The organism is Stappia taiwanensis, assembly GCF_014635285.1.
Classification (GTDB): domain Bacteria; phylum Pseudomonadota; class Alphaproteobacteria; order Rhizobiales; family Stappiaceae; genus Stappia; species Stappia taiwanensis.
Genome location: NZ_BMCR01000002.1, coordinates 385230 through 411305, shown reverse-complemented (window position 1 = coordinate 411305; position 26076 = coordinate 385230). Strand labels below are relative to the sequence as shown.

Sequence of the window (26076 nt, the reverse complement as noted above, 5' to 3'; positions counted from 1 at the left end):
GCCTTGTGACTTGACGTCATTGGGCGGTGTCGGTCGCCGGCGCTATGGTGACGGCGCGTGCAGGGGGCGAGGCGTGGAAAGGGAGCATCATGCGGCAGCGGACACGGCGCGGGGTCTTGATCGGCGTCGGCGGGGTCGTTCTTCTGGCGGGTCTGGCGGCGTTCGCGGGGCGGGACTGGTTCGGGTTTGGCGGCGCGGTGGACACCGGGCCGGTGTTCACCGGCATCATCGATGGGGTGGCGGTGGGCGGCTACGATCCGGTCTCCTACTTCACCGATGGCGGGCCACGGCGAGGGTCGCCGGAGATTGCCACCTCCTATCGCGGCGCGAACTGGTATTTCGCCACCGAGGATAACCGCGACCGGTTCCTGGCCGATCCGCAAGCCTATGCCCCGGCCTATGGCGGCTACTGTGCCTGGGCGGTGGCGCAGGGAAACCTGGCCAAGGGCGATCCGGCCTATTGGGATATCGTCGAGGGGCGGCTTTATCTCAACTACGACCGGGCGGTGCAGATCCGTTGGCGCAAGGATATTCCCGGCTTCATCGTCAAGTCGGAGGAGAAGTGGCCGGGTCTGGTTAAACGGGCTGGTGGCGGCGCGGATCGTTGAAAACGCCGCGCCGCTCTATTGCGCTGCTTGCCTGATGCGGGCCGGCGGGTCACCATCGCGCAACGAGTCGATCAATCAAGGCGTGGCGATATCCCGTGCAGCAATATCTCGATCTGATGCAGCGGATCCTCGATGAGGGCAGCGAAAAAAGCGACCGGACAGGCACCGGCACCCGGTCCGTGTTCGGCCATCAGATGCGGTTCGATCTGTCGAAGGGATTTCCGCTCGTCACCACCAAGAAGCTGCATCTGAAGTCGATCATTCACGAGCTTCTGTGGTTTCTCGCCGGCGATACCAACATCCGCTATCTCAAGGAAAACGGGGTGCGGATCTGGGACGACTGGGCCGATGAGAACGGCGATCTCGGCCCGGTCTACGGCTACCAGTGGCGCTCCTGGCCGGCCCCGGGCGGGGAGAGCATCGACCAGATCGCCAATCTGCTTGAGCAGATCCGCCGCAATCCGGACAGCCGCCGGCTGATCGTCTCGGCCTGGAACCCGGCTCTGGTCGACGAGATGGCCCTGCCGCCCTGTCATGCACTGTTTCAGTTTCACATTGCCGACGGGCGCCTGTCCTGCCAGCTCTACCAGCGCTCCGCCGACGTCTTCCTCGGCGTGCCGTTCAACATCGCCTCCTATGCGCTCCTGACCATGATGGTGGCGCAGGTCACCGGCTATGAGCCCGGCGATTTCGTGCATAGCCTGGGCGATGCGCACCTTTACCTCAACCATCTGGATCAGGCGCGCACGCAAGTGGCGCGCGAGCCCCGGCCCCTGCCGAGGATGGCACTCAATCCGAATGTGACGGACCTCTTCGCCTTCCGCTTCGAGGACTTCACCCTCGAAGGCTACGATCCGCATCCGCATATCAGCGCGCCGATCGCCGTTTGAAGACGGTGGGGCGCCGCCGGTCCGTCGTGTCGGCGGGAGCGCCCGGTCAGGGTCAGGATTTCAGCCGGTAGCCGGTCTTGAAGATCCAGGCGACGATGGCGATGCAGATGGCGAGGAACAGCAGCGTCATGGCCAGGCTGACACCGACGCCTACATCCGCCATGCCATAGAAGCTCCAGCGAAAGCCGCTGATCAGGTAGACCACCGGATTGAACAGGGTCACCGTCTGCCACGCCGGGGGCAGCATGGAAATCGAATAGAAACTGCCGCCCAGGAAGGCGAGCGGGGTGACGATCAGGAGCGGCACCAGTTGCAGCTGTTCGAAATTGCCGGCCCAGATGCCGATGATGAAGCCGAACAGGGCGAAGGTGACCGAGGTCAGCACCAGGAACAGCAGCATCCAGAGCGGATGCTGGATTTCCAGCGGCACGAACAGCCCGGCGGTGGCCAGGATGATCAGCCCGACAATGATCGATTTGGTCGCGGCCGCGCCCACATAGGCGATGACGATTTCCAGATAGGAGACCGGCGCCGACAGCACCTCGTAGATGGTGCCGGTGAAGCGCGGGAAATAGATGCCGAAGGAGGCGTTCGACAGGCTCTGGGTCAGCAGCGACAGCATGATCAGCCCCGGCACGATGAAGGCGCCATAGCTGACCCCGTCGACCTCGCTGATGCGCGAGCCGATGGCCGCGCCGAAGACGACGAAATAGAGCGATGTGGAGATCACCGGCGAAATGATGCTCTGGAACAGGGTGCGGCCGGTGCGGGCCATCTCGAAGCGGTAGATGGCGCTGATGGCATAAAGGTTCATGACGGAGCCTTCACGAGATCGACGAAAATCTCTTCGAGCGAACTCTGTTTGGTGTTGAGATCGCGGAAGCGGATGCCCGCCGCGTGGATGTCCTGCAAAAGCGCGGTGATGCCGGTGCGTTCGCCCCGTGTGTCATAGGTGTAGACGAGGGCCTCGCCGCTGGCGTTCAGCTCCAACTGGTGCTCGGCCAGGGCATCGGGGATCGCGGTGATCGGCTCGGCCAGGTGCAGGGTCAGTTGCTTGCGGCCCAGCTTGTGCATCAGCTCGGCCTTGTTCTCCACCAGGATGATCTCGCCCTTGTTGATCACGCCGACCCGGTCGGCAAGGTCCTCCGCTTCCTCGATGTAGTGGGTGGTGAGGATGATCGTCACCCCGGTTTCCTGCAGCCGCCGGACCACACGCCACATGTCGCGGCGCAGCTCCACATCGACCCCGGCGGTCGGCTCGTCGAGGAACAACAGGCGCGGTTCATGGGCCAGCGCCTTGGCGATCAGCACCCGGCGCTTCATGCCGCCGGAGAGCGTCATCAGCCGGTTGTCTTTCTTGTCCCACAGGCTGAGGTCCCTGAGGACCCGTTCCACCAGATCGGGGTTCTTGCCCTTGCCGAACAGGCCACGGCTGAAATTGACCGTGTCCCAGACGGTCTCGAACGCATCGGTGGTCAGTTCCTGCGGCACGAGGCCGATCATCGACCGGGCGGCGCGGAAATCACGCACGATGTCATGACCGTCGACCGTCACCTTGCCGGAGGAGGCGGTGACGATGCCGCAGATGATGCTGATCAAGGTGGTCTTGCCGGCGCCATTGGGGCCGAGCAGGGCGAACAGCTCGCCGCGTTCGATCTCCAGATTGACCGCCTTCAGGGCCTGGAAGCCGCTGTCATAGGTCTTGGACAGGTTGGATATGGAGAGGATCGAGGACATCTGCGCAAGGAACCCGTGCGGTGAGGGGGCGTGTTCATGAGGCCGCAGCACAATCGGCGAAGGGTGGTGGGCCGGCGTTCGCCGCAGCATATAGGGCTTGCCGCCGGCATCAACCGGCAATAGGCGGGCGCGGGCTGTCCTGCGCCTGCTGGCGGGGTTATCCGCCGACCAGCCGGTCCGCGGGGAAGGTGATCGTGCAGGACAGGCCGTCCGCGGTGCCTGTCGCGTCGATTGTGCCGGCAAGGGCGGTCTTGACCCGTTGCCGCCAAAGCTCTGCGGTGAAGCACGCGGGCTGCCGCATCTCCTGCCCTTGAGACGGCTGCGGGCCGTTCCGTTCCTGCCAGGTGAGGCTGACGGCGGTCTCCTGAAGCTCCCAGTGCACATCGACCGAGCCGGTTGTCACGGAAAGGCTTCCGTGCTGCACCGCATGGGCGAGAAGGTCATGAAAGAGCAGGCCCAGTTCCTGCGCGGTGTCGGTGTTGACATGCAGGGGCGGGCCGTCGATCCGCACCATCCGTCTTGCCGTATCGCTGATCTCGCCCAGATGGGCGCGCAGCAACTGGGCAAGCTCCGCTCCATACCAGGATCGGGAGGCCAGAAGTTCCTGGGAGACGGCCAGAGCCCTGAGCCGGGCGGAAAACCCGCGCATGAAGGCGTCGAGCGTTGCGGCGCTGGCGGCGGATTGCTCCGCCAGGGAGCGGACGGTCGCCAGCATGGTCTCGGAGAGGTGGTTCAGCTCGCGCATGGTCAGGCGCAGCCGGTCCTCCATCTTGCGCCGGGAGGTCAGATCCTCGGAGGTGCCGATGATGCCGGTGATGGTGCCGTCGGCGTCCCGGCAAGGGTCGATGGTGATGCGGATGGTCCGGCGGTCAAGGCCGCTGTTGATGTCGAGTTCGACCCGCTGGCGCTCACCGGTCTGCAAGGCATTGGTCTTGACGGGAAGAATGTTGAAACAATCGGCCTCGCTGAACAGCTCCGCATCCGTCTTGCCGAGATAGTCGTCGGGCGCGTGCCCGCGCTGGGTATTGTGGACATAGCGATAGCGCAGGTTCGTGTCCTGCTCGAAGACGGTGATGCGGGCGCTTTCCAGTGCCAGGTCGTAGCGGTGTTCCAATTGTTTCAGCCGGCTGTTGCAGTCGGCAAGGGTGGCCTCCCGCGCACTCTCGCGGGACATGTCCCGCAAGGTGCAAAAAACGCCGTCCGGTTCGCCGGTCATGTCGGTGGTGGGGCGCACCCGCAGGTTCCAGACCCGCTGCTCGCCGTTCTTCCCCTCCCGATGCGGTCCCAGCCGGGCGATCTCGCTGCGCCCGCTTTCCAGAACCCGGCGCTTGACCGCATCGGCGGCGGCGGCAAGCGGTTCGGGCAACAGCTCGCGGTCGGTGGGTGTCCTGTGCTCCGGCAGCGCCCCGCCTTCCGGCGAGGGATGGTGGGTCCAGGTGTAGTCGAGGCGTGTGTTCTGAGCGAAGGCGGTGACATTGCCACTGGCGGCAATGTCCTTGATCCGGTCGGCGGCAACGGTCAGGTCGAAGCGCCGGTAGGCAATGGTTTCCTCCAGCCCGCGGTTGATCCTCGCCAACTGGTCGTTGGCCTTGCGTAGTTGCGCCGGGGTCGGCAATGCCAGCAAGGCAGGGATCTGTCGCCAGAAGACCACCATGGTGAAGATCGAGATCGCGGCGGTGACGGCCTTGAGGAGGCCCTGCGCGCCATAGGCCGGCACCCAGAGGGTGATCAGCCCGGTCGTATGGGTCACGCCGCAGGCGAAGATGAACAGCGAAAACAGCATGATGACCCGACGCGAGCCTTCGTCCAGGTCCCGCCGCCGCCTGAGGAAACGCCACAGGCCGACCGGAATGGCGAAATAGGCCAGCGCGATCAGCGCATCGGACACCGCGTGCATGGCGACCAGGTCCGGCCGCCACAACAGGCACACCCCATGCGGAACAAAGGAAGCGGCACCGAAAAGGTAATCGATCAGGGAGGTCATGGGCGATCCGGTGAAGGCGTCGATGGCGGTCATGCGGTCGGGCCGCAAGGAGGCGGGCCATGGCGAACCTGAATCGCCTCGCCGTCACGGTCGCCCCCTGTTCGCCACGTTACTCCTTCCGGTGCCCGAGGCAATATCGTTGCTCCGGGGAAGGGGCGGCTTGCGCAGACCCGTCGCTATTTGCAGTAGGTGCTGCGCCGATGCGCCAGATCCATATGAATATGGTCGTCGTGGTATTTGTCCGAGCCCGGTCCGAGGACGGTGGTAAAGGGGCCGCAGACCCTGGCGCGCAAGCGCCGTTGCAGGCGCGCGGTCCAGCGCGGATTGAGGCGGGAACGCGGCTCCACCGCCCAGCTCGTGCCGTCATCCAGCGTCAGCGCGCGCACGTCGATCGCGCGTCCAAAGGCATGTTCGCTGAGTTTGGCGCCCTTCTGACGGTTGCGGCCGCGGCAGGCGTAGGAAGCGGCGACATGGATCGTTGCGATGGACCGGCCCTTCAGGTCCTGCACCAGCGGGGCGAAGATGTCGCGCGAGACCTCGGCGAAGCGCAGGGCGGTTTCGCAGGCAAGGGTCGCGGGCGGTGAGAGGGTGGTGTTGCCGACGCGGGACAGGGAAACCGGCACATCGATGCGGCACCCTTTTGCCGTGGCGATCGGCGGTAGCGGGCGAAACGCGGCGCCAAGAGCCGTGAGCCGGGCGAAGCAGCTTTGATCCGTGGGGGCGAGCGCTTTCGGCGGGCTGATGCCGGCCGGGGAGGCGGCGACCATGGCGGGCTTGACCGGCGGCAGCGGAACGGGGCCGGGCGCGGCCTTGGCGGCGGCGAGACCGAATGCCAGGAATCCGAACGCCCAAAACAACGAGGCAAGAAAACCCAAGGTCAGCAATCCGGTACCAGAGCCGGGGCAGCGGACAGGGGGCGACCCGCGCGCGTGGTCAGACATGCGGTCCATCGGTCCTCCTTCCGGGGCAGTGTCCATGGGCGGGAGGTGCGAACAAACATATCCCGCGCTGCGCCTTGCCGCGCGTGTCCGGTGATCTTGTCCGTGTCTTTTGAAAGGGGAAGAGTGGTGGGTGCACGGGGATTCGAACCCAGGACCGGCTGATTAAGAGTCAGCTGCTCTACCAACTGAGCTATACACCCACTCGCCGTTTCGGCGTCGCCGGGCGGTGGTGCGTTCCGCGCCGCCCGTCTGGATCGGGTATATACAAAGCTGGCCCGGCGCTTTCAAGCGAAACCTGAAATAAAATCGCTGTGATCGCGTCAGGGCTGGGGAAAACTTCGCGGCGTCGCGGGAATTTGCCGGGTTCCGGCGCTTTGGAAAAAAGCGCGGCGTGACCGGGGGCACGGGCACGAAAAGGCCGTCCCGAAACTTTCGGTAAGCTCGGGTGCATTTTTACGAAATTTCCTGACAAGTGCGCTTGACCCTCCCCCGGGGGGCGTCTACCTTGCGCCGCACCAAGAGCAGATGTCGCGGAATTGTGTTGCGGCCCTGCCAGGGTGACACCTGTTCGAAAGGCTATGGCGATGATGGGCATCGGGCTCATTCTTGTAGTAGGGAAGCGCGCTGCCGGGGGGATGTGATCCCCTTCCCGGAACGACAGCGCGCGTCAAGGCCTCCTCGGGGGCCTTTTTTATTGCCCGAAGCCACTGCACAGGGCATGGCCATGAACGAAGACATGAAGCGAACCGCACGTTGCGATAATCGAGGACTTTAGACATGAAGCGCGAGATGACCGGCGCCGAGATGGTGCTCCAGGCACTCAAGGACCAAGGGGTTGAGCATGTTTTTGGCTATCCCGGTGGCGCCGTGCTTCCGATTTACGACGAGATTATCCAGCAGGACGCGGTTCGGCACGTTCTGGTAAGGCACGAGCAGGGCGCCGGGCACGCGGCGGAGGGCTATGCCCGCTCCACCGGCAAGCCGGGTGTCGTCCTGGTGACCTCCGGCCCCGGTGCCACCAACATGGTCACCGCCCTGGCGGACGCGATGCTCGATTCCATTCCCATGGTCTGCATCACCGGCCAGGTCCCGACCAACCTGATCGGCAATGACGCCTTCCAGGAATGCGACACGGTGGGCATCACCCGCCCTTGCACCAAGCACAACTGGCTGGTGCGCCGGGTGGAGGATCTGCCGCGCATTCTGCATGAGGCCTTCTATGTCGCCACCACCGGCCGGCCCGGCCCGGTCGTGATCGACATTCCCAAGGATGTCCAGTTCGCCACTGGCGAATACGAAGGGCCGCGACATGTGGCGCACAAGAGCTACCGGCCGCGCGTGAAGGGCGACATGGATGCGATCCGTCGGGCGGTGGAGCTGCTCTCCCGCGCGCGCCGGCCGATCTTCTATACCGGCGGCGGCGTGATCAACTCTGGCCCGGCCGCCTGCCAGCTGCTGCGCGAGCTCATCGAACTGACCGGAGCGCCGATCACCTCGACACTGATGGGCCTGGGCGCCTTTCCCGCGTCCGGCAAGCAGTGGCTCGGCATGCTGGGCATGCACGGCACCTATGAAGCCAACATGGCGATGCATGACTGCGATGTCATGATCAACATCGGCGCCCGGTTCGACGACCGCATCACCGGACGGCTCGATGCGTTCTCGCCGAATTCGCTGAAGGTGCATGTCGATATCGACCCGTCTTCGATCAACAAGACGGTGACCGTCGATATTCCGATCGTCGGCGATGTTGCCCATGTGCTGGAGGACATGGTGCGGCTGTGGCGCACCGGGTCGCACCAGATCGACAAGGCGGCGCTCGATGGCTGGTGGTCGCAGATCGACGGCTGGCGCGCGCGCAACTCGCTCGCCTATCGCCCGTCGGAAGACATCATCATGCCGCAATACGCGATCCAGCGGCTCTATGAGAAGACCAAGGGGCGGGAGACCTATGTGTCGACCGAGGTCGGCCAGCATCAGATGTGGGCGGCGCAGTTCTTCGGCTTCGAGGAGCCGAACCACTGGCTCACCTCCGGCGGCCTCGGCACCATGGGCTATGGCCTGCCGGCGGCGATCGGCGCCCAGGTGGCCCATCCGGAGGCCTTGTGCGTCGACATTGCCGGCGATGCGTCGATCCTTATGAACATTCAGGAGATGTCGACCGCCGTGCAGTTCGGGCTGCCGGTGAAGATCTTCATTCTCAACAACCAGTACATGGGCATGGTGCGCCAGTGGCAGCAGCTCTTGCACGGCAACCGGCTGTCTCATTCGTACATGGAGAGCCTGCCCGATTTCGTGAAGCTGGCCGAGGCCTATGGCGGACATGGCATCCGGGTCGACAAGCCGGCGGATCTCGACGCGGCGCTCGATGAGATGATCGCCACGCCCAAGCCGGTGATCTTCGATTGCCGCGTGGCCAATCTCACCAATTGCTTCCCGATGATTCCGTCCGGGAAGGCGCATAACGAGATGTTGTTGCCGGACGAGGCCAATGACGAAGCGATCGCCAATGCGATTTCCGCGGATGGCAAGGCACTGGTGTGAACGGGAAAGACAGACTGATGAACGCGCAGAACCTTAACGCACCGTCCGCCTATTTCATGGCAGCGGTCACCGAAACGCCCGAAAGCCACACGCTATCGGTGCTCGTCGACAACGAACCGGGCGTTCTTGCCCGGGTGATCGGCCTGTTCTCCGGTCGGGGCTACAACATCGACAGCCTGACCGTGTCGGAGACCGAGCACGAAAAGCACCTGTCGCGGATCACCATCGTCACCACCGGCACGCCGCTGGTGATCGAGCAGATCCACCATCAGCTTGAGCGGCTGGTGCCGATCCACCGGGTGACCAACCTGACGGTGGAGGCGCGCGGGCGCAATTTCGAAAAGCCGCTGGAGCGGGAACTGGCGCTGATCAAGGTGGCTGGGGTCGGCGAAAAGCGGCTGGAAGCCTTGCGTCTGGCCGATGCCTTCCGGGCAACGGTGATCGACGCCACGGCCGAGCATTTCGTGTTCGAGATCACCGGCCGGACCAACAAGGTGGATCAGTTCATCTCGATCCTGAAACCGCTCGGTCTGGTCGAGGTGTCGCGCTCCGGCGTCGCCGCCCTGCAGCGCGGGCCGGAAGGGCTCTGAGAAACTTGGCGCGGACCCGTGGGGGCGGCCCGCGCCAATCAGCGGCCTTGCAACAGCGGGGCCGATCGGGTACCAAAGAGCCCCGTTAACGCTTCGTTCACATGTGGGACGCAACGTTGTCGAGGTTTCCTCCGTCGCAGTGACGGTGGGTGAGACAGGATCTGGACGAGACGCATGATCGCCGCTGGCACCATCGCCGCTTTTGCGATCGACGCGCGGGCAACGCGCGGCGGATGCCTTCGTCATGGCGGTCTCCTTCTCCTTACCAGCCCCTGAGCGTCGGCTGCCCCGGATCAACGTGGGCGGGCACTCAGGGGATATGACGACACCCTCCCAAAGTATCTGATGATCGCTCCCGCGTGACAGGCTCGCACTGCGACAGCCGGCGGAGAGCTGCAAAACGGAAGGCACCGAACCCATGTCTGGCCAGGATCACGTAGTAATTTTCGACACCACCTTGCGCGATGGCGAGCAATCCCCCGGCGCGTCGATGACGCTGGAGGAGAAGCTGCAGGTCGCCGAGATTCTCGATGACATGGGCGTCGATATCATCGAGGCCGGGTTCCCGATCGCCTCCAACGGCGATTTCGAGGCGGTGTGCGAGATCGCCAAGCGCGCCGACAAGGCGGTGATCGCCGGTCTGGCGCGGGCGATCAATGCCGATATCGACCGGGCTGGCGATGCGGTGCGCCATGCGCGCCGCGGCCGGATCCATACCTTCGTGTCCACCTCGCCGATCCATCTGGAGTTCCAGATGAAGAAGACCGAGGAAGAGGTTCTGGAGATCATCACCTCGACGGTGACCCGGGCGCGCAACCTGATTGACGATGTGGAATGGTCGGCGATGGATGCCACCCGCACGCCGATCGAATATCTCAGCCGCTGCGTCGAGGCGGCGATCCGCGCCGGCGCCACCACCATCAATCTGCCCGACACGGTGGGCTATGCCACGCCGGACGAATACCGGGCGATGTTCGAGGCGATCCGCAACACGGTGCCGGATGCGGACAAGGCGATCTTCTCCGTGCATTGCCACAACGACCTGGGGCTGGCGGTTGCCAACTCGCTGGCCGGTGTCGCCGGCGGCGCGCGGCAGATCGAATGCACCATCAACGGTCTGGGCGAGCGTGCCGGCAACGCGGCGCTGGAAGAGGTGGTGATGGCGCTCCGGACCCGGTCCGACGTGCTGCCTTATGAGTGTTCGGTCGATCCGAAATTCGTGACGCGGGCCTCCAAGCTGGTGTCGGCGGTCTCCGGTTTCCCGGTGCAGTACAACAAGGCCATCGTCGGCAAGAACGCCTTCGCCCATGAGAGCGGCATCCACCAGGACGGGATGCTGAAGAACGCCGAGACCTATGAGATCATGCGCCCGGAAGACGTCGGGGTGAAGGAAACCTCGCTGGTGATGGGCAAGCATTCCGGCCGTCACGCCTTCCGCCAGAAGCTGGAGGAGCTGGGCTACGAAATCGGCGACAATGCCTTCGAGGAGGCCTTCCGCCGCTTCAAGGAACTGGCCGACCGCAAGAAGCACATCTACGACGAGGATATCGAAGCGCTCGTGGAGAACGAGATCGCCACCCAGGGCGAGCAGATCAAGGTGATCGCCCTGACGGTGATCGCCGGAACCGGCGGGCCGCAGAAGGCGATCCTGACCATGGATGTGAATGGCCGGCACGAGACCCGGGAGTGCTCCGGCGACGGGCCGGTAGATGCGACCTTCAACGCCATCAAGGAAATCCTGCCGCATGAAGCGAACCTGTCGCTCTATCAGGTTCATGCGGTGACCGAGGGCACGGACGCGCAGGCGGAAGTGTCGGTGCGGCTGGAGCAAAATGGCCGCATGGCGACCGGCAAGGGCGCGGATACCGATACGCTGGTGGCCTCGGCCCGGGCCTATGTTTCGGCGCTCAACCGGTTGATGGCACGGCAGAACCGCCCCGATCATCACGAGTTGCGTGCGGTCTGACGGCCGAGGCAGTCGTAGTCCGATCAACGAGAAAGCCCCCGGTCCTGCCGGGGGCTTTTTGTTTCGCGGGGAAGGGGGGGCCGTCGCCCTTGGGAATGCGTGAGGTCAGCCGGCGTTGGCGAAACGGCGTTCCAGCGCGGGCGAGAGGATCTGCAGGCAATCGAAGGCGTCGTCGTCGATCCGGGTGCGCTGGCGCAGACGGAAGCCGATGCCCTCCATCATCCGCCGTGCCGGTTCGTTGCCGCTGGCAACAAAGGCGATGAGATGGGTGAAGTAGGTGCGCTCGAAAAACCAGTCGACCAGCGCGGCAGCCAGTTCGGAGGCATAGCCGCGTCCCCAGTACTTCGCGATCAGGCAGATGCTGAGCGCGACCTCGGAGGTTTCCGGATAGACCGAAAAGCCGGCCCGGCCGACAAAGGTGCCATCGTGCAGGATCACCTTCCACTGGCTGAAGCCGCGCCGTTCCTGACCGGTGATGTAATCGGTGAGGTGGCGCTGGGCATCGGCTCGGCTGCGGATGATCTCATGCGATCCAAGATGGAGGTTCACATTGGGATCGGCGTGCAATGCGTGCAAATCGTCCAGATCCCGCGCGTTGAACGTGCGCAGCATCATTCGGTCCGTTGCAAGGATGGGGGTATCCACCATGCCGTCCTCCCTGTTGTGTGTCTTTTTTGTCAGCGCAGCGACCGGTGTCTCCTCCCGCGCGCGCTACAGGCAATGTTACAGCCAAATCACGACAGATGTCCGACGATGCGGAGATTTTATCGGGCTGGGTAACGCTCTCCACAAGCTGGCAAGAGGGATAGCCGAGGATTGTGCTAAAATCAGGGCGTTTCAACCGAAAGGCGATTTTTCGTTAATTTCCAGTCACCAACTGTTCGGCCAGAGGAGCGGCGAGCTGCTCCGGGCTGCTGCTGCTTGGATCGGCGCGTGGCCAGTCGCCCAATTGGCCGCGAAAAAAGGTCTCCTGCCGCTTGGCAAAGCGGCGGGTCTCCGTCTTTGCCCGCTCGCATGCATGATCCAGCCCGGCAAGGTCGGCGGGCAGTGCCCCGAGTTCGCGCAGGCCGATGGCCTTCATCGCCGGAAGGGCGGGGTCAAGCTGGCGCGCGCAAAGCTGGCGGGCTTCCTCCACCGCGCCGGCGGCGATCATCGCATCGAAACGCTCGGCGATCCGCGCATGCAGCCAGGGGCGGGGCGGGGCCAGCACCAGACGCGGCGCCTCCGGGCCGACCCGCGCGGGGCCGGCGGTCTGCTGCCAGTGCAGCAGCGACTTCCCGGTGCCCTCGATGACTTCCAGCGCGCGGATCAGCCGCTGGGTATCGCCCGGTTTCAGACGCTGGGCCATCGCGGGATCCCGCTCGGCCAGATTGGCGTGCAGCCAGCCGGCCGGGGCTTCGGCCTTGGCGCGCCATTTCTCGCGGATCTGAGGTGGAATCGGCGGCACACTGGAGAGCCCTTGCGTCAGCGCCGTGAAGTACAGCCCGGTGCCGCCGACAACGATTGCCGGCTGGTGCCGTTCAGCGGCTTCGTCCAGCATCGCGCCGACCTCTTCGAGCCACTGGGCGACGGAGTAGCGCCGGGCCGGGTCCACATGGCCGTAGAGGCGGTGCTCGGCCCGTGCCAAATCCTCCGCGCCGGGGCGAGCGGTGAGGATGTCGAGGTCGGCGTAGACCTGCATGGAGTCGGCGTTGACGATCATCGCGCCGAGCCGCTCGGCCAGCGCCAATGCCAGCGCCGACTTGCCGCTTGCCGTTGGCCCGGCTATCAACACCACCTGTTCCGCCAATTCTCTTTCCCCTCTTTCAAGGACCCTGCCGCACGATGACCCAGGTCGCAACGATCCTTGCCGATCCGAAGACGCCGGTGCTCACGGACGATCTTGCCGCCCGGCTTGCCCGGGAACTGCCCGATGTGGCCGGCATCGAGACACTCAATCCCGGCGTTGCGGTTGATATTGCATTCGCCAGCGGCGCTGTCGATCCGGGTGTGCATGAACAGGCGCTACGCGCCGCGATCGGCGATGCGCCGCTCGATGTGTTTGTGCAAAACAGAGAAGGTCGGCGCAAGCGCCTGCTGATCGCCGATATGGATTCCACCATGATCGGCCAGGAATGCATCGACGAGCTGGCGGCGATGGTCGGTCGCAAGGCGGAAATCGCCGCGATCACCGAACGGGCGATGCGCGGTGAGCTGGAGTTCGAGCCGGCCTTGCGCGAGCGCGCCGCGATGCTGGCCGGGCTCGATGCCTCGGTGATCGACAAGGTGATCGCGGAGAACATCACCCTCACGCCCGGCGCGCGCACGCTGGTGTGCACCATGCGTGCCAACGGTGCCTATTGCGCGCTTGTCTCCGGCGGGTTTACCGCCTTTACCGACCGCATCGCCAGGGCCGTGGGGTTTCATGAGCATCGCGCCAATACGCTGATCATCGAAGACGACAAGCTGACCGGCAAGGTCGGCGAGCCGATCCTGGGGCGGGAAGCCAAGCGGCAACGGCTGAAGGAGCTTCTGTCGGAACAGGGGCTTGCCGCCGAGGCAGCCCTCGCGGTGGGTGATGGCGCCAATGACCTGTCGATGATCGAGCTGGCCGGGCTGGGCGTTGCCTATCATGCCAAGCCGGCGGTCGGTGCTGCGGCGGATGCACGGATCGAACATGGCGATCTGACGGCGCTGCTTTACCTGCAGGGCTATGGGGTCGAGGAGTTCGCCGAGGTCGCCTGACGGCGCATTGCGGTCAAACTGCCGGGGCCATGCAAAAGGCCGCCGCGCCAGGGGCGCGGCGGCCTTTTTTGTGTCTTGCGTCTGAAGGTGTTTGCCCCGGTCCGGCGGGCAGGGGCCCGCAGGGGGCCGCGATCACTTGTCGATCGGAAGCGGGATGAAGCGGACCTCGCCTTGGGCATTCGACAGCAGCAGCAGGGCGAGCCGGCGGCCGTCTTCCTCAAGCGTCTTCAGGCGGGCGGTGACATCGGCCGGCTTGCTGACCGGCTCCTGGGCCACCTCAACGATCACGTCGCCGGCGCGAATGCGCTTTTCCTCGGCGTCCGAACCGCCTTCGACCTCGGTGATGACGACGCCCTTCACATTCTCGGCGATGCTGAATTTCTCGCGCATCTCGTCGGTGAGGGAGGAAAGGGTCATGCCGAGCACTTCGGGCATTTCCGCGGGCTTGTCGCCGGGCTTCTTGGTGCCGCCATTCGCGCTGGCCTCGCCATCGGCCTCTTCGAGACGGCCAAGGGTGACGGTCAGCATCACTTCCTTGCCCTTGCGCAGAACGGTGACCTCAACCTCCTTGCCGACCGGCGTATCGGCCACCATGCGCGGCAGATCGCGCATGGTCGGCACCTCTTCGCCGTTGAAGTCGAGGATCACATCGCCCGCCTCAAGTCCGGCGGTCTCGGCCGGACCGCCCTCGGTGATGCCGGCGACCAGAGCGCCCTCGGCCTTGTCCATGCCAAGGCTTTCGGCGATCTCGTCGGTGACTTCCTGAATGCGCACGCCGAGCCAGCCGCGCCGGGTCTCGCCGAACTCGCGCAACTGGGCAATCACCCGGGTCGCGGTCTCGGAGGGGATGGCGAAGCCGATGCCGATCGAACCGCCCGAGGGGGAGATGATCGCCGTGTTGATGCCGATCACCTCACCGGCCGCGTTGAACAGCGGACCACCGGAGTTGCCGCGATTGATCGAGGCATCGGTCTGGATGTAGTTGTCATAGGGGCCGGAATTGATGTCTCGGTTGCGGGCGGAAACGATGCCGGTGGTGACCGTGCCGCCAAGGCCGAAGGGGTTGCCGATGGCCATCACCCATTCGCCGACCCGCATCTTTTCCGAATCGCCGAAGGACACGGACTTGAGCGGCTTGGTCGGGGTGACCTTCAGGACCGCAAGATCGGTCTTCGGGTCGGTGCCGATCACTTCAGCGGGCAGCTTGCTGCCATCGTTGAAGTTGACGGTGATCTCGTCGGCGCCCTCGATCACGTGATTGTTGGTGATGATGATGCCGTCCTCGCCGGCCAGCACGAAGCCGGAGCCGAGGGACTGCACCCGCCGGGGGCGACCGTTGTCCCGGTTCTGCCGGTTGAAGAATTCATCGAAGAATTCCTGGAACGGAGAGCCTTCGGGAACCTGTGGCAGCGGCACGGAGCGCTGTGCCTTGACGTTCTGGGCGGTGGAAATGTTCACAACCGCGTCAAGCAGGGATTCGGCCAGGTCCGGCACGCTGTCCGGGCCCTGGGCGACGGCAGGTCGCATGTCGGCCACGCTCAGGGCGAGCCCGACCACGCCCGCCATTGCCGCGACGGTGGCGCGGCGGGAGACGTTGCGAATGAAATCGGCGTTCAACAGGGCCATCGGCCGTCGTCCTCCACTTTGCGGCGCCGGGGCCGTGCGAGGGGGCCGGTGCCGCGGATCGTTCAGGGGCAGGCGAGGGCGGCAAGAGAGCCGCCACGCGCCCGACCGTCTGTCAGTGTGTCATCTTAGCCTCGAACCGCCCAGACCACGAGAACGCCGATCACCAGGGCCGCCAATCCTCCGGCGCGGAGGACGTTATCCGGCAGATCGAGCATCTGCCGGATGGCCTGTTTCATGGCGCCCGGAGCCAGGGCGTAGAGGGTGCCTTCCAGCGCCAGGACCAATCCCAGCGCGACCCACAGGTCGGTCACTGCGCGATAGCGCCTGCCGGCGAGGGGGACTGGCCGGGAGCCGCCGGTTCCGCCACGCCGCGCGGGTCGCGGAAGTAACGGAAGAACTCCGAGTTCGGCGACAGCACCATGGAGGTGTCGCCGGACTTCAGGCCGGCCGCATAGGCCTGCATGGAGCGGTAGAAGGAGAAGAACTCCGGATTCTGGCCGAAGGCCTCGGCGAAGATCCGGTTCCGCTCCGCGTCACCGTCACCACGCACGATTTCCGAATCCCGCTTTGCCTCGGCGATCAGCACCGTTGCATCGCGATCGGCGCGCGAGCGGATGCGGCGGGCCTGCTCCTCACCCTGGGCGCGGATCTCGGTCGCCTCGCGCTGACGCTCGGTCTGCATCCGGCGGAAGATCGCGTCGGAGTTGGTCTGCGGCAGGTCGGCGCGGCGGATCTTCACGTCGATCACCTCGATGCCGATCGGGGCGGCGCGCGAGGCGACGTCCACGCGGATCTGCTCCATCAGCTCGGCGCGCTCGTCGCGCACCACCTGCACGAAGGTGGCGCGGGCCAGCACCGCACGCAGGCTGGACTGAAGGAAGGTCGACAGACGCTGGTTCGCCTCGTTGATGTTGTTCACCGTCTGGTAGAACAGCACCGGATTGGTGATGCGGTAGCGGGCGAAGGCGTCGACGATCAGGCGCTTCTTGTCCGCGGCGATCGCTTCGATCGGCGGCATGTTGAGATCCAGCACGCGCTTGTCGAAGTAATGGACGTTCTGGATGAACGGCGTCTTGAACTTGAGGCCCGGCTCACGCTCGCTCTTCTTGATCTCACCGAACTGCAGCACCAGCGCCTGCTGGGCCGGGTCGACGATGTAGATCGACAGATAGGCGGCCAGCGCGACAACCGCGACAATGACCGCACCGATACCGAGAAAACCGTTTTTCATTACTGGTTGCCTCCACTGCGGGCGGCGCCCTGAGACTTGTTGAGCTGATCAAGCGGCAGGTAGGGGACAACGCCGCCGGCACCGCTCGCGCTCTCGTCGATGATGATCTTGTTGTTGGCGCCGAGCACCTGCTCAAGGGTCTCCAGGTAGAGACGTTCGCGGGTGACGTCCGGGGCCTTGGTGTATTCCTCAAGCACCTTGGTGAAGCGCTGTGCCTGACCGTTCGCCTCGGCGATGGTCTGGTCGCGGTAGGCGTTGGCCGCCTCAAGCACGCGGGCCGCTTCGCCTCGGGCTTCCGGGACCACCCGGTTGGCATAGGTCTGGGCTTCGTTCTGGATGCGCTCCTGGTCGGCGCGGGCCGCCTGCACGTCGCGGAAGGCCTCGATCACCTGCTGCGGCGGATCAACCTTCTGCATCTGCACCTCGGTCACCTCGACGCCGGCGCCATAGCTGTCGAGCGCTTCCTGCATCAGGCTCTGCACCGCCACCTGGATCGGCGTACGGTTTTCACCAAGGATGGAATCGATCTTGCTCTCGCCGACCACCTCACGCATGGAGCTTTCGGCAACGGCCTTCACCGTGGCTTCCGGGTCCTGGATGTTGAACAGGTAGTTGGAGACCCCTTCCGGGGTGTTGCGGATGCGCCATTGCACCTTGAAGTCGACGTCGACGATGTTCTCGTCGCCGGTCAGCATCAGGCTTTCCTCGACCACATCCTGGGTGCTGACCCGCGAGCCGCGCACGGTTTCGCGCATGCCGACGGTCAGCTCGCGAATGCGCAGCACTTCCGGGGTGTAGACCGTTCCCAGCGGGTAGGGCCAGTTGTAGTTAAGGCCCGGCGCGGTCTGGTTGGTCACCTCGCCAAGCACCAGCTCGACGCCGACCTGGCCCTGTTCCACCCGGTAGAAGCCGGTTGCCAGCCAGATGCCGATCACCAGCACGATGGCCAGAAGGATGCCCTTGAAGCCCAGGTTGCCGCCGCTGGGCAGCACGGTCTTCAGCGTGTTCTGGCTGCGCTTCAGCAGCTCTTCCAGGTCGGGCGGATTGCCGCCGCCGCCACGCTGCGGGCCGCCGCCCCACGGGCCGCCGCCGCCACCACCGCCGGAGCCGCTCCCCCATGGGCCGCCGCTACCGCCACCTTTCCAGCCGCCGCCGCCGTTCTGGTTGCTCCAAGGCATCAACACATCCTTCTTCGTGAATCTCCGGCCACCGGGAGGCCAGCCAGTTGTATCTACCACGCCAACACAGGCTTCGTCGGGTTATAGGAACAATAGCCTGTGCTTTCAATGAAACCTGTCGACGCAAGGTGGCGTCTCGACCGGGGCATTTCAATGCGGCAGCGGCGGTTTGCGGCGAGAAAACGGCGCCAGGCGGTGATTTGCCGCTCTCGCGCCGCCGTCGGTCATGCCCTCGTCAGCCGGTGAGGCGTTCCGCGTGCCATTCCAGATGGTCGGCCAGGAAGGTCGAGACGAAATAGTAGGAATGGTCGTAGCCGCCCTGCATGCGCAGGGTCAGCGGCACGCCGGCCTTGCGGCACGCTTCATCGAAGGCCCAGGGGCGGAGCTGTTCGTCAAGGAAACCGTCCGCGCTTCCCTGATCGATCAGGATGTCGCCCTGCCAGCCGCGGCTTTCCACCAGCGCGCAGGCGTCGTGATGCCGCCAGGCGGCGCGGTCGGTGCCCAGGTAGGCACTCAGCGCCTTTTCGCCCCAGGGGCAGGTGCTCGGATTGACGATCGGGGCGAAGGCGGAGACGGTGCGGAACAGCTCCGGATGCTTCATCGCCAGGGTGAGGGCGCCGTGCCCGCCCATGGAATGACCGGTGATGCCGATGGCCGTGTCCCAGACCGGCAGGGTGTCGAGGAGCAGGGAGGGCAGTTCCTCGGCGATGTAGCTTTCCATGCGGAAATGCGGTGCCCAGGGCTTTTCCGTGGCATCGAGGTAAAAGCCTGCGCCCTGGCCCAGATCATAGGCCGCATCGTCGGCGACGCCCTCGCCGCGCGGGCTGGTGTCCGGGGCGATGACGATCAGGCCGCAGTCGGCGGCCATGCGCTGATAGCCGCCCTTGGTGGTGACGTTTTCCCAGGTGCAGGTGAGGCCGGAGAGATAGACCAGCGTCGGGCAGGCCTCGCCGCGCAGTGCCTGGCCGGGCAGGAAGGCGGAGAACTCCATCGGCGTTCCGGTGGCGCTTGAGGCGTGGCGGTAGACGCGCTGTTCGCCGCCAAAGGCGCGGGCGCTGGAAATCAGGTCAAGGGTCATGGTGTCGGCTTACTCCGGTCGAACGTCAGGCGGCAGCGCGGCGCATGTCCACATGCGCGATGCCATCCTCGTCATATACCGGGGACACCGGTAAGAAACCATGCCGCGCGTAAAAGCGTTGCAGATGCGCCTGTGCGGAGAGCATCAGCGGGTGGCCGGGGTAGCGTTGTCCGGCCCGGTCGATGGCCTCCAGCATCAGCCGGTCGCCGAGGCGCGCGCCGCGCCAGGCGGGGGCGACCACGATCCTGCCGATGCGCACAGGCGTGTCCGGTCCGTCGCCCTCCGGCGGCAACAGCCGCAGGCAGCCGGCAATCGCCCCGCCTTGCTCTTCGTCTGCCGCCCGCAACACCAGATGCTCGGCGATGGCGTCGGCCGCGTCGATTTCCTGATAGGCGCAGGCCTGCTCCACCACGAAAACCGAGACCCGCAGCATGAACAGGGCGTGCAGCGTCGCCGGCGTCATGTCGTCGAGGCCGGCCCAATGGGCGGTCAGCGCAGCGGGCTGGCCGGGAGCGGTGTCGTGCGGTACTGCGGCGACGGTCACGCGGTGTCGCCCGCGTCGCCGGCGCGGGCCTGATCGGCGAGCCGGGCGATCTGCGCTTCCAGCCGTTCGATGGTCTCGCCGGTGCGGTCGTGGGTCTCGCGCAAGGCCTTCAGGCTGGCGGCGATCAGCGACAATTCGCTGGAAAGGGTTTCATCGGCGGGTTTGTCGCCAAGGCCGTAGAGCAGCCATGTGGGGCTGACGGCAAGGAAACCGGCGAGCATGGTCAACCGGTTGGCGCGGGGCTCCGAGCGGCCGGTTTCCCAGGCGTTGACGGTGGCGCTCTTCACGCCGAGCCGGCGGGCAAGCTGGGCGCCGGACAGGCCGACCGCCTCGCGCGCACGGCGGATGCGCCCGCCGATGCTGTCCCTGTCCCGCGTTTCCGACCAGATCGTTTCCGGTTCGCTGATGGTGCTGCTCATGGATGCTGCTCCTCGGTCGGCGGTTGTGTGGGACTGTGCGCCCCCGCCGCCCGGAAGCAGGCGGCAGGGGCAATCGTCAAGCCGTCTGGATCAATAAAGGACGACGGACCGGATCGACTTGCCCTGATGCATCAGGTCGAAGCCGGTGTTGATCTCGTCCAGCGGCATGGTGTGGGTAATCATCGGGTCGATCTCGATCTTGCCGTCCATGTACCAGTCGACGATCTTCGGCACGTCGGTGCGGCCCCGGGCGCCGCCGAAGGCGGTGCCGCGCCAGGACCGGCCGGTGACCAGCTGGAACGGGCGGGTGGAGATCTCCTGACCGGCGCCGGCAACGCCGATGATGATCGATTCGCCCCAGCCCTTGTGGGCCGATTCCAGCGCGGTGCGCATGACGCCGACATTGCCGGTGGCATCGAAGGTGTAGTCCGCGCCGCCCTTGGTCAGGTTGACCAGATAGGCGACCAGATCGCCTTCCACCTCGGCCGGGTTGACGAAATGGGTCATGCCAAAGCGTTCCGCCATCTCCTTCTTGGCCGGGTTGAGATCGACACCGACGATCATGTCGGCGCCAACCAGCCGGGCGCCCTGAAGGACGTTGAGGCCGATGCCGCCGAGGCCGAAGACGATGACCTTGGAGCCCGGCTCGACCTTGGCGGTGTTGATCACCGCGCCGATGCCGGTGGTCACGCCGCAGCCGATGTAGCAGATCTTGTCGAAGGGGGCGTCCTCACGCACCTTGGCAAGCGCAATCTCCGGCACCACCGTGAAATTGGCGAAGGTGGAGGTGCCCATGTAGTGGAAGATCGGGTCGCCATCCTTGGTGGTGAAGCGCGAGGAGCCATCCGGCATCAGACCGGCGCCCTGGGTGGTGCGGATCTTCTGGCACAGGTTGGTCTTGGGGTTGAGGCAGTACTCGCACTCACGGCACTCGGGCGTGTAGAGCGGGATCACGTGATCGCCCGGCTTCAGGCTGGTCACGCCCTTGCCGACCTCGCGCACGATGCCCGCGCCCTCATGGCCGAGGATTGCCGGGAAGATGCCTTCCGGGTCGGCGCCGGAGCGGGTGAATTCATCCGTGTGGCAGATGCCGGTGGCCTTGATCTCGACCAGCACCTCGAAGGCGCGCGGACCTTCCAGATTGACGGTTTCGATGCTGAGGGGTTCACCGGCCTTCCAGGCCACTGCCGCGCGTACGTCCATGAACAGCGTTCCTTCTCGTGAAAAAGCGGGCGGGGCGCGATGATGCGCGCCGCCGTTGGGGTGATTCTAGGAAATCGGGATGCGGTGCGAAAGGCCCAAGGCGACGCAAACAGGCGTGAAGGCGACGCGGGTGGGCTCGCCCGGTGGTTCAGCCAACCCGGCGATAGGTGAGGAAGGTCATGGCCGCGCTGTCCTTCGGGCCGGGATCGGGTGTCTCCCGCGCCACCTCGACCCACCGGGCCGGGTCGATGTCGGGAAAGCGGGTGTCGCCCTTAGGGCTGACATGCACCCGGGTGATTTCCAGCCGGTCGGCTTGGTCGATGGTGGCGGCGTAGATCTGGCCGCCGCCGATCACCATCACCGCGCTGGCACCGGCGCGCCGGGCGCTGTCGGTCGCGGCGGCGAGCCCGTCTTCCAGCGATGAGACCAGGGTGATCCCGGCGATGTCGCGGGCCCAGTCGCCATCGCGGCTGACGACGATGTTCTCGCGGCCGGGCAGCGGCCGTCCGATCGACTGGAAGGTCTTGCGGCCCATCACCACCGGGCAGCCGAGGGTGATCCGCTTGAACCGTTTCAGGTCGCTGGACAGATGCCAGGGCATGGCGCCGTCGACACCAATGACGCCGTTTTCGCCAACCGCCGCGACCAGAACCAGTTCGGGCTGCGTCGTCTCGGTGGCTGCATCGCTCGGCTTGTCGGGCATGGCCTGTCCTTCCTGTCGTTCAACGAAAGCGGCCCGCCGGGGGCGGGCCGCTTCCTTGTTTGGATAGCTCTAGCGCTTCGACACGCTTCTTGTCGACAGGAGCGCCTGAGTTGCGGTCCTTGTCGACCAGGGCGTTGGACTTGATCCCCCCCGGCGACCTGCCGGAGGCAGGCGCAAACCGGAATGCAACCTGCCGGAGGCAGGCGCAAGAGGAAAAAGGCCGTGGATCGCGTCAGGCGAAAGGCGCCTTAGTTGCGGTCCTTGTCGACAAGGGCGTTGGACTTGATCCCCCCGCGACCTGCCGAAGGCAGGCGCAAGAGGAAAAAGGCCGTGGATCGCGTCAGGCGAAAGGCGCCTTAGTTGCGGTCCTTGTCGACCAGCGCGTTGGACTTGATCCACGGCATCATGCCGCGCAGCTTCTCGCCGACTTCCTCAATCTGATGGCGGTCGTTGAGGCGGCGGGTGGCCTTGAAGCGTGCCTGGCCGGCCTTGCATTCCTGCATCCACTCGGAGGTGAACTTGCCGGTCTGAATGTCGGTGAGGATGCGCTTCATCTCCGCCTTGGTTTCCGGCGTCACGACGCGCGGACCGGACATGTACTCACCCCATTCCGCCGTGTTGGAGATGGAGTAGTTCATGTTGGCGATGCCGCCCTCGTAGATCAGGTCGACGATCAGCTTCACTTCATGCAGGCACTCGAAATAGGCCATTTCCGGCGCGTAACCGGCCTCGACCAGGGTTTCGAAGCCGGCGCGGATCAGCTCCACGAGGCCGCCGCACAGGACTGCCTGCTCGCCGAACAGGTCGGTCTCGCACTCTTCCTGGAAGGTGGTCTCGATGATGCCCGAACGGCCGCCGCCAACGCCCGAGGCGTAGGCCAGGGCGATGTCGAGGGCATTGCCCGAAGCGTCCTGATGGACGGCGACCAGGCACGGCACGCCGCCGCCCTTCTCGTATTCGCCGCGCACGGTGTGGCCCGGGCCCTTCGGCGCGATCATCAGGACGTCAACGGTGTCCTTGGCTTCGATCAGGCCGAAGTGAACGTTGAGGCCATGGGCGAAGGCAATCGCGGCGCCGTCGCGGATGTTGGCGGCGATGTGATCCTTGTAGATGTCGGCCTGGAGCTCGTCCGGGGTGGCCATCATCATCAGGTCGGCCCAGCCGGCGGCATCGGCGACGCTCATCACCTTGAGCCCGTCGGCCTCGACCTTCTTGGCGGTGGTGGAGCCCGGACGCAGGGCGACGACCACGTCGGAAACGCCCGAATCCTTCAGGTTCAGCGCATGGGCGCGGCCCTGCGAACCGTAACCGATGACGGCAACCTTCTTCGACTTCAGCAGATTGAGATCGGCGTCGCGATCGTAATAAACGCGCATGTTGGTAGCTCCCGTTTGGCGTTTTCGAAATGGCCGGAGCTTAAAGGGCGCCGGCCGGGGTGTTTTCCTGGTCGCGGGGCGTGCCCGTGGCCCGGTAGAGGGTGAGAAACTGGTCGATGGCGGTGCGGGCATGGGCCGCGAAGCCGTCGCGCGCCCCATCCGGGCTTTCGCCCAGCAGCCAGCGGCCATGCTGGTCGCGGACGATAAGGCCATAGAGTGTGCGGTAGGCCTCGGTCATGTCGTCGCAGGCGATGTGGCCCTGGGCCTGGCCGGCGCGCAACAGGTCCCGGGCGCGCTCGGCGATGCGGCCCCGGCCCCGGTCCAGCAGCAGGCGGCCAAGGGCGGCGCCTTCGCGGCTGGTCTGGCTGATGGCCAGCCGGTTGAGCGCCAGTGAGGTCTCGCCGGCAAGCACGGTCAGAAGGTCCTCGGCGAAGGTCACCAGCCGGGCGCGGAACGCGTCCGCCGTCATCCGCTCGGCGCTTTCATGCGGCACCCGCACCTTGGCGGCCTGATGGGCGACGATGGCGGCCAGCAGACCGTCCCGGTCGCCGAACCAGCGGTAAAGGCTTTCCTTGGAGCAGTTGGCCGCCCGGGCGAGCGCCGCCGTGGTCAGCGCCTTCTCGCCGCCCTCCACGACCAGACGCAGCGCCGAGGCGAGAACCTCGTTCTGGCGGTCGTTGAACTCTTCGGGGGCGGGGGCGCTGATCATGGAAAGCGGCGGGGCTCTTCGCGTCGGTGGAGAGTGCGATGGGGTGTCTGATGTGTACCGTACCGTACGGTTCGGCTGCACCATGACCCGGAACGCCGCCGCCGTCAAGCGGCAAGGGGTGAGGGGAGGGAACATGCTGTTCAGGACGCGCGGATCGAGCCGGCGGCGATTGCAGAGGGGGATAAACGCTGCATAGCGGTTGCGCTGTGTTGGTGGCCCGGTGAGACTGTCGATATGGATGGGATGGGTGAAACAAACGGCGTCGCCGAAGGCTTCGACAAGAAAGAGTTTGAGGCTTGGTTGCGAACGCAACCGGTAGAGGTGTCTGTCGTCCTTGCTGCGCGCTCGGCGCTGCGGGCGCTGCTGTTCCTTACGCGAAATCTTGATTGGAGAATGAGGTCGGGGGACACCTTCGTCTTACCCTTGTTTCGTGCTGTCAACGTCGCTTGGTCGTTTGGTGTTTTCGGTGACCAGAAGGCATTAGGAGCGGCCGCCGACCGCGCCCTCTACGCTTTTGCGCGCGCAGCGCCCGCCTGTGCGGACAAAAAAGGCGTGGCCGTTGTTGATAGAGTGTGCGCCTACCTCGCAGTTGCTAGAGCAAGCTTTTTCAGAACTGCCGCTGGCAAAACTTTCTTCGCTGGAGCTTCTTTCACCGGAGCCGCCTTCGCCTCTGCCGACAAGACCGCCATCTATAAGAGCGCCGCCGCCGCTTCCAACGCTGCTGCTGCCTACTCCGCTATCGCCAGAGCGCTTTCCCGGGACAGGGCGCGGCTGACTACGGGGCTATCTGCGTCTCGGCTCTATATCATGCCGCTGTGGCCGGATGGCATGCCCGGTGATCTGGCCGCCGACTGGCAGAGCCTCAAGGCGCATTTGCTTTCGCGGAACGAGGACTGGGACATCTGGACCGATTGGTACGAGGATCGGCTTGCCGGTCGTCCGCCAGAGGCCAAACTGGATCGTGCACGGATCATGTTGCCGGACGGGCTTTGGAAACAAGGCGCGAAGGCGGTCAATGCCGAGTTGAAGCGGATCAGGGCGGACCTCCAGGCCGAGGGGGCGGAGGACTCAAAGGCGGAGACGGGCAACCTGCAGGGCTCAGGCCTGTCCGAAAGCGGGCAAGAGCCCAACTGGCACGAGGTGGTGAAACAGCGCCTACAGGATGAGGCGCCGGTGTCTGCCGTCATGAAGGACGGCAGGATCGCCGCGCGCGACAGTCCGCCGGACGCCAAACCTCCGCTTGACCACCCTGAAGATCTTCAGGCACGGCTTCTGGGTCTGAGACTAACCGCCGACAAGGTCGCGGCGATGCTTGGTGAGATGCCGCACAATCTTGGGCCCTATCTGGCTCGCGATATTGGTCACTTCTCGCAAGCCGCCAGCCAGTCGCCCCCGGTCTGGTATGTGCTGGACGATGCGGCGGCGTGTCTGCGAGATCATACGCGGTTGCTTGAGGATCTGGCCTGGCCCGGTGCCACCCGCGAGGATGTGGAGCGGCTGGTCAGGCGCACCGAAGAGCTGCGCCTGCTCTTGCAACCGCAGCAGCCCGAGCCGGCACCCGCAGCAAATGAGAAACCGCCGCTGGAGCTTGATCCCGAAAAGGCGACGCCGTGTGCCGTCGGCGAGATCCTGTCGCAGGTGGAAGGTGCGATCCGTGCCGATGGCGGGAGGGTGCTTGCGCCTTCCGCGCAACAAACACTGGAGCACTACACAGATAAAGCGCGCGAGGCCCTTGCAAGTCCAGATACCAGCGAGGCTTCGGAATCTGTGCGTCAGCGGCGTTTGACCCGTTGGCTGAGAGGGCTTGGGGGCTTTCTTGGCCAAAGCTCCAAGATTATAACCTATGGGGTTGCCACGAATGCCATCAGCAATCCCGGATCGGCGAAGACGCTCGGAGAACACTTTTCAAAATTGTTTGATTGGCTTGTAAGCTTTTTCAGCGGCTGAGCGTTCGCCAGTCCATTCTTGGAAAAAGGCAGCTTTGATGCCTCTCCGACCCCGGGTCGCGCTGACGCTTGCCCGGGG

General features: G+C 65.2%; 24 protein-coding genes and 1 tRNA gene. 7 read left to right on the top strand and 18 right to left on the bottom strand.

The window, feature by feature from the left end:
• The first annotated feature begins 89 nt into the window (after positions 1–89).
• Positions 90–608, top strand: coding sequence for a YHS domain-containing (seleno)protein (locus tag IEV83_RS05770; RefSeq protein ID WP_181759272.1), 519 nt, complete (start codon positions 90–92; stop codon positions 606–608).
• 95 nt (positions 609–703) lie between these two features.
• A complete protein-coding gene (locus IEV83_RS05765) occupies positions 704–1498 on the top strand; it encodes a thymidylate synthase (protein WP_181759271.1) in 795 nt (264 codons plus the stop codon).
• 52 nt (positions 1499–1550) lie between these two features.
• Here IEV83_RS05765 and IEV83_RS05760 read toward each other — a convergent pair whose 3' ends face one another.
• The 5 genes from IEV83_RS05760 to IEV83_RS05740 form a co-directional block, all read right to left on the bottom strand.
• Entirely contained in the window at positions 1551–2312 is a 762-nt protein-coding gene (locus tag IEV83_RS05760; protein WP_181759270.1) for an ABC transporter permease, read from the bottom strand.
• Positions 2309–3235 carry an ABC transporter ATP-binding protein gene (locus IEV83_RS05755; RefSeq protein ID WP_181759269.1) on the bottom strand — a complete coding sequence of 309 codons (927 nt, stop codon included), beginning with the start codon at positions 3233–3235 and terminating at the stop codon, positions 2309–2311. Before IEV83_RS05755 ends, IEV83_RS05760 begins: the two co-directional genes overlap by 4 nt.
• A 157-nt stretch (positions 3236–3392) precedes the next feature.
• Positions 3393–5252: a sensor histidine kinase gene (locus IEV83_RS05750; protein ID WP_181759268.1), complete on the bottom strand. Its 1860-nt coding sequence runs from the start codon at positions 5250–5252 to the stop codon at positions 3393–3395.
• Between the two features lie 143 nt (positions 5253–5395).
• Positions 5396–6169: an extensin-like domain-containing protein gene (locus tag IEV83_RS05745; protein WP_181759267.1), complete on the bottom strand. Its 774-nt coding sequence runs from the start codon at positions 6167–6169 to the stop codon at positions 5396–5398.
• Between the two features lie 115 nt (positions 6170–6284).
• A tRNA-Lys gene (locus tag IEV83_RS05740) sits at positions 6285–6360 on the bottom strand.
• 577 nt (positions 6361–6937) lie between these two features.
• Here IEV83_RS05740 and IEV83_RS05735 point away from each other — a divergent pair.
• The 3 genes from IEV83_RS05735 (at position 6938) to IEV83_RS05725 (ending at position 11260) form a co-directional block, all read left to right on the top strand.
• The gene (locus tag IEV83_RS05735) at positions 6938–8704 is read left to right on the top strand and encodes an acetolactate synthase 3 large subunit (RefSeq protein ID WP_181759266.1); all 1767 of its coding nucleotides are present in this window, start codon (positions 6938–6940) and stop codon (positions 8702–8704) included.
• Positions 8705–8721: 17 nt separating this feature from the next.
• Positions 8722–9294 (top strand): acetolactate synthase small subunit, encoded by a 573-nt coding sequence (gene ilvN / locus IEV83_RS05730; protein WP_181759265.1) that lies wholly within the window; start codon positions 8722–8724, stop codon positions 9292–9294.
• 418 nt (positions 9295–9712) lie between these two features.
• Positions 9713–11260, top strand: coding sequence for a 2-isopropylmalate synthase (locus tag IEV83_RS05725; protein WP_181759264.1), 1548 nt, complete (start codon positions 9713–9715; stop codon positions 11258–11260).
• 105 nt (positions 11261–11365) lie between these two features.
• On the opposite strand, the gene IEV83_RS05720 is transcribed toward IEV83_RS05725, so the two are convergent.
• Both IEV83_RS05720 and miaA read right to left on the bottom strand, forming a co-directional pair.
• Positions 11366–11908 carry a GNAT family N-acetyltransferase gene (locus IEV83_RS05720; protein ID WP_181759263.1) on the bottom strand — a complete coding sequence of 181 codons (543 nt, stop codon included), beginning with the start codon at positions 11906–11908 and terminating at the stop codon, positions 11366–11368.
• Between the two features lie 211 nt (positions 11909–12119).
• On the bottom strand, positions 12120–13049 hold the full coding sequence (miaA, locus tag IEV83_RS05715) for a tRNA (adenosine(37)-N6)-dimethylallyltransferase MiaA (RefSeq protein WP_181759262.1): 930 nt from the start codon (positions 13047–13049) through the stop codon (positions 12120–12122).
• Positions 13050–13084: 35 nt separating this feature from the next.
• Here miaA and serB point away from each other — a divergent pair, with 35 nt between their 5' ends.
• Complete coding sequence (gene serB / locus IEV83_RS05710; protein WP_181759261.1) at positions 13085–13984, top strand: phosphoserine phosphatase SerB; 900 nt, start codon at positions 13085–13087, stop codon at positions 13982–13984.
• Positions 13985–14116: 132 nt separating this feature from the next.
• Here the strand turns inward: serB and IEV83_RS05705 are convergent, their stop codons facing one another.
• The 11 genes from IEV83_RS05705 to IEV83_RS05655 form a co-directional block, all read right to left on the bottom strand.
• Positions 14117–15610 carry a DegQ family serine endoprotease gene (locus IEV83_RS05705; protein WP_181758572.1) on the bottom strand — a complete coding sequence of 498 codons (1494 nt, stop codon included), beginning with the start codon at positions 15608–15610 and terminating at the stop codon, positions 14117–14119.
• A 125-nt stretch (positions 15611–15735) separates the two neighbouring features.
• Entirely contained in the window at positions 15736–15921 is a 186-nt protein-coding gene (locus tag IEV83_RS05700; RefSeq protein WP_181758573.1) for a DUF2065 domain-containing protein, read from the bottom strand.
• The gene (hflC, locus tag IEV83_RS05695) at positions 15918–16841 is read right to left on the bottom strand and encodes a protease modulator HflC (RefSeq protein ID WP_181758574.1); all 924 of its coding nucleotides are present in this window, start codon (positions 16839–16841) and stop codon (positions 15918–15920) included. The genes IEV83_RS05700 and hflC overlap by 4 nt, the downstream gene beginning before the upstream one ends.
• Positions 16841–18019 (bottom strand): FtsH protease activity modulator HflK, encoded by a 1179-nt coding sequence (hflK, locus tag IEV83_RS05690; protein WP_181758575.1) that lies wholly within the window; start codon positions 18017–18019, stop codon positions 16841–16843. Before hflK ends, hflC begins: the two co-directional genes overlap by 1 nt.
• Before the next feature lie 235 nt (positions 18020–18254).
• Positions 18255–19097: an S-formylglutathione hydrolase gene (gene fghA, locus IEV83_RS05685; RefSeq protein ID WP_181758576.1), complete on the bottom strand. Its 843-nt coding sequence runs from the start codon at positions 19095–19097 to the stop codon at positions 18255–18257.
• A 25-nt stretch (positions 19098–19122) separates the two neighbouring features.
• Positions 19123–19560, bottom strand: coding sequence for a GNAT family N-acetyltransferase (locus tag IEV83_RS05680; RefSeq protein WP_181758930.1), 438 nt, complete (start codon positions 19558–19560; stop codon positions 19123–19125).
• Between the two features lie 77 nt (positions 19561–19637).
• On the bottom strand, positions 19638–20060 hold the full coding sequence (locus IEV83_RS05675; protein ID WP_181758577.1) for a helix-turn-helix domain-containing protein: 423 nt from the start codon (positions 20058–20060) through the stop codon (positions 19638–19640).
• 90 nt (positions 20061–20150) lie between these two features.
• Positions 20151–21263 carry an S-(hydroxymethyl)glutathione dehydrogenase/class III alcohol dehydrogenase gene (locus tag IEV83_RS05670; protein WP_181758578.1) on the bottom strand — a complete coding sequence of 371 codons (1113 nt, stop codon included), beginning with the start codon at positions 21261–21263 and terminating at the stop codon, positions 20151–20153.
• Positions 21264–21411: 148 nt separating this feature from the next.
• Entirely contained in the window at positions 21412–21966 is a 555-nt protein-coding gene (locus IEV83_RS05665; RefSeq protein ID WP_181758579.1) for a dihydrofolate reductase, read from the bottom strand.
• 356 nt (positions 21967–22322) lie between these two features.
• Positions 22323–23342, bottom strand: a complete 1020-nt coding sequence (gene ilvC / locus IEV83_RS05660) for a ketol-acid reductoisomerase (RefSeq protein WP_181758580.1) — start codon at positions 23340–23342, stop codon at positions 22323–22325.
• A 40-nt stretch (positions 23343–23382) separates the two neighbouring features.
• Positions 23383–24051 (bottom strand): TetR/AcrR family transcriptional regulator C-terminal domain-containing protein, encoded by a 669-nt coding sequence (locus IEV83_RS05655; protein WP_181758581.1) that lies wholly within the window; start codon positions 24049–24051, stop codon positions 23383–23385.
• A gap of 243 nt (positions 24052–24294) precedes the next feature.
• On the opposite strand from IEV83_RS05655, the gene IEV83_RS05650 reads away from it, so the two are divergent.
• Positions 24295–25998, top strand: coding sequence for a hypothetical protein (locus tag IEV83_RS05650; protein ID WP_181758582.1), 1704 nt, complete (start codon positions 24295–24297; stop codon positions 25996–25998).
• Positions 25999–26076: the final 78 nt, after the last annotated feature.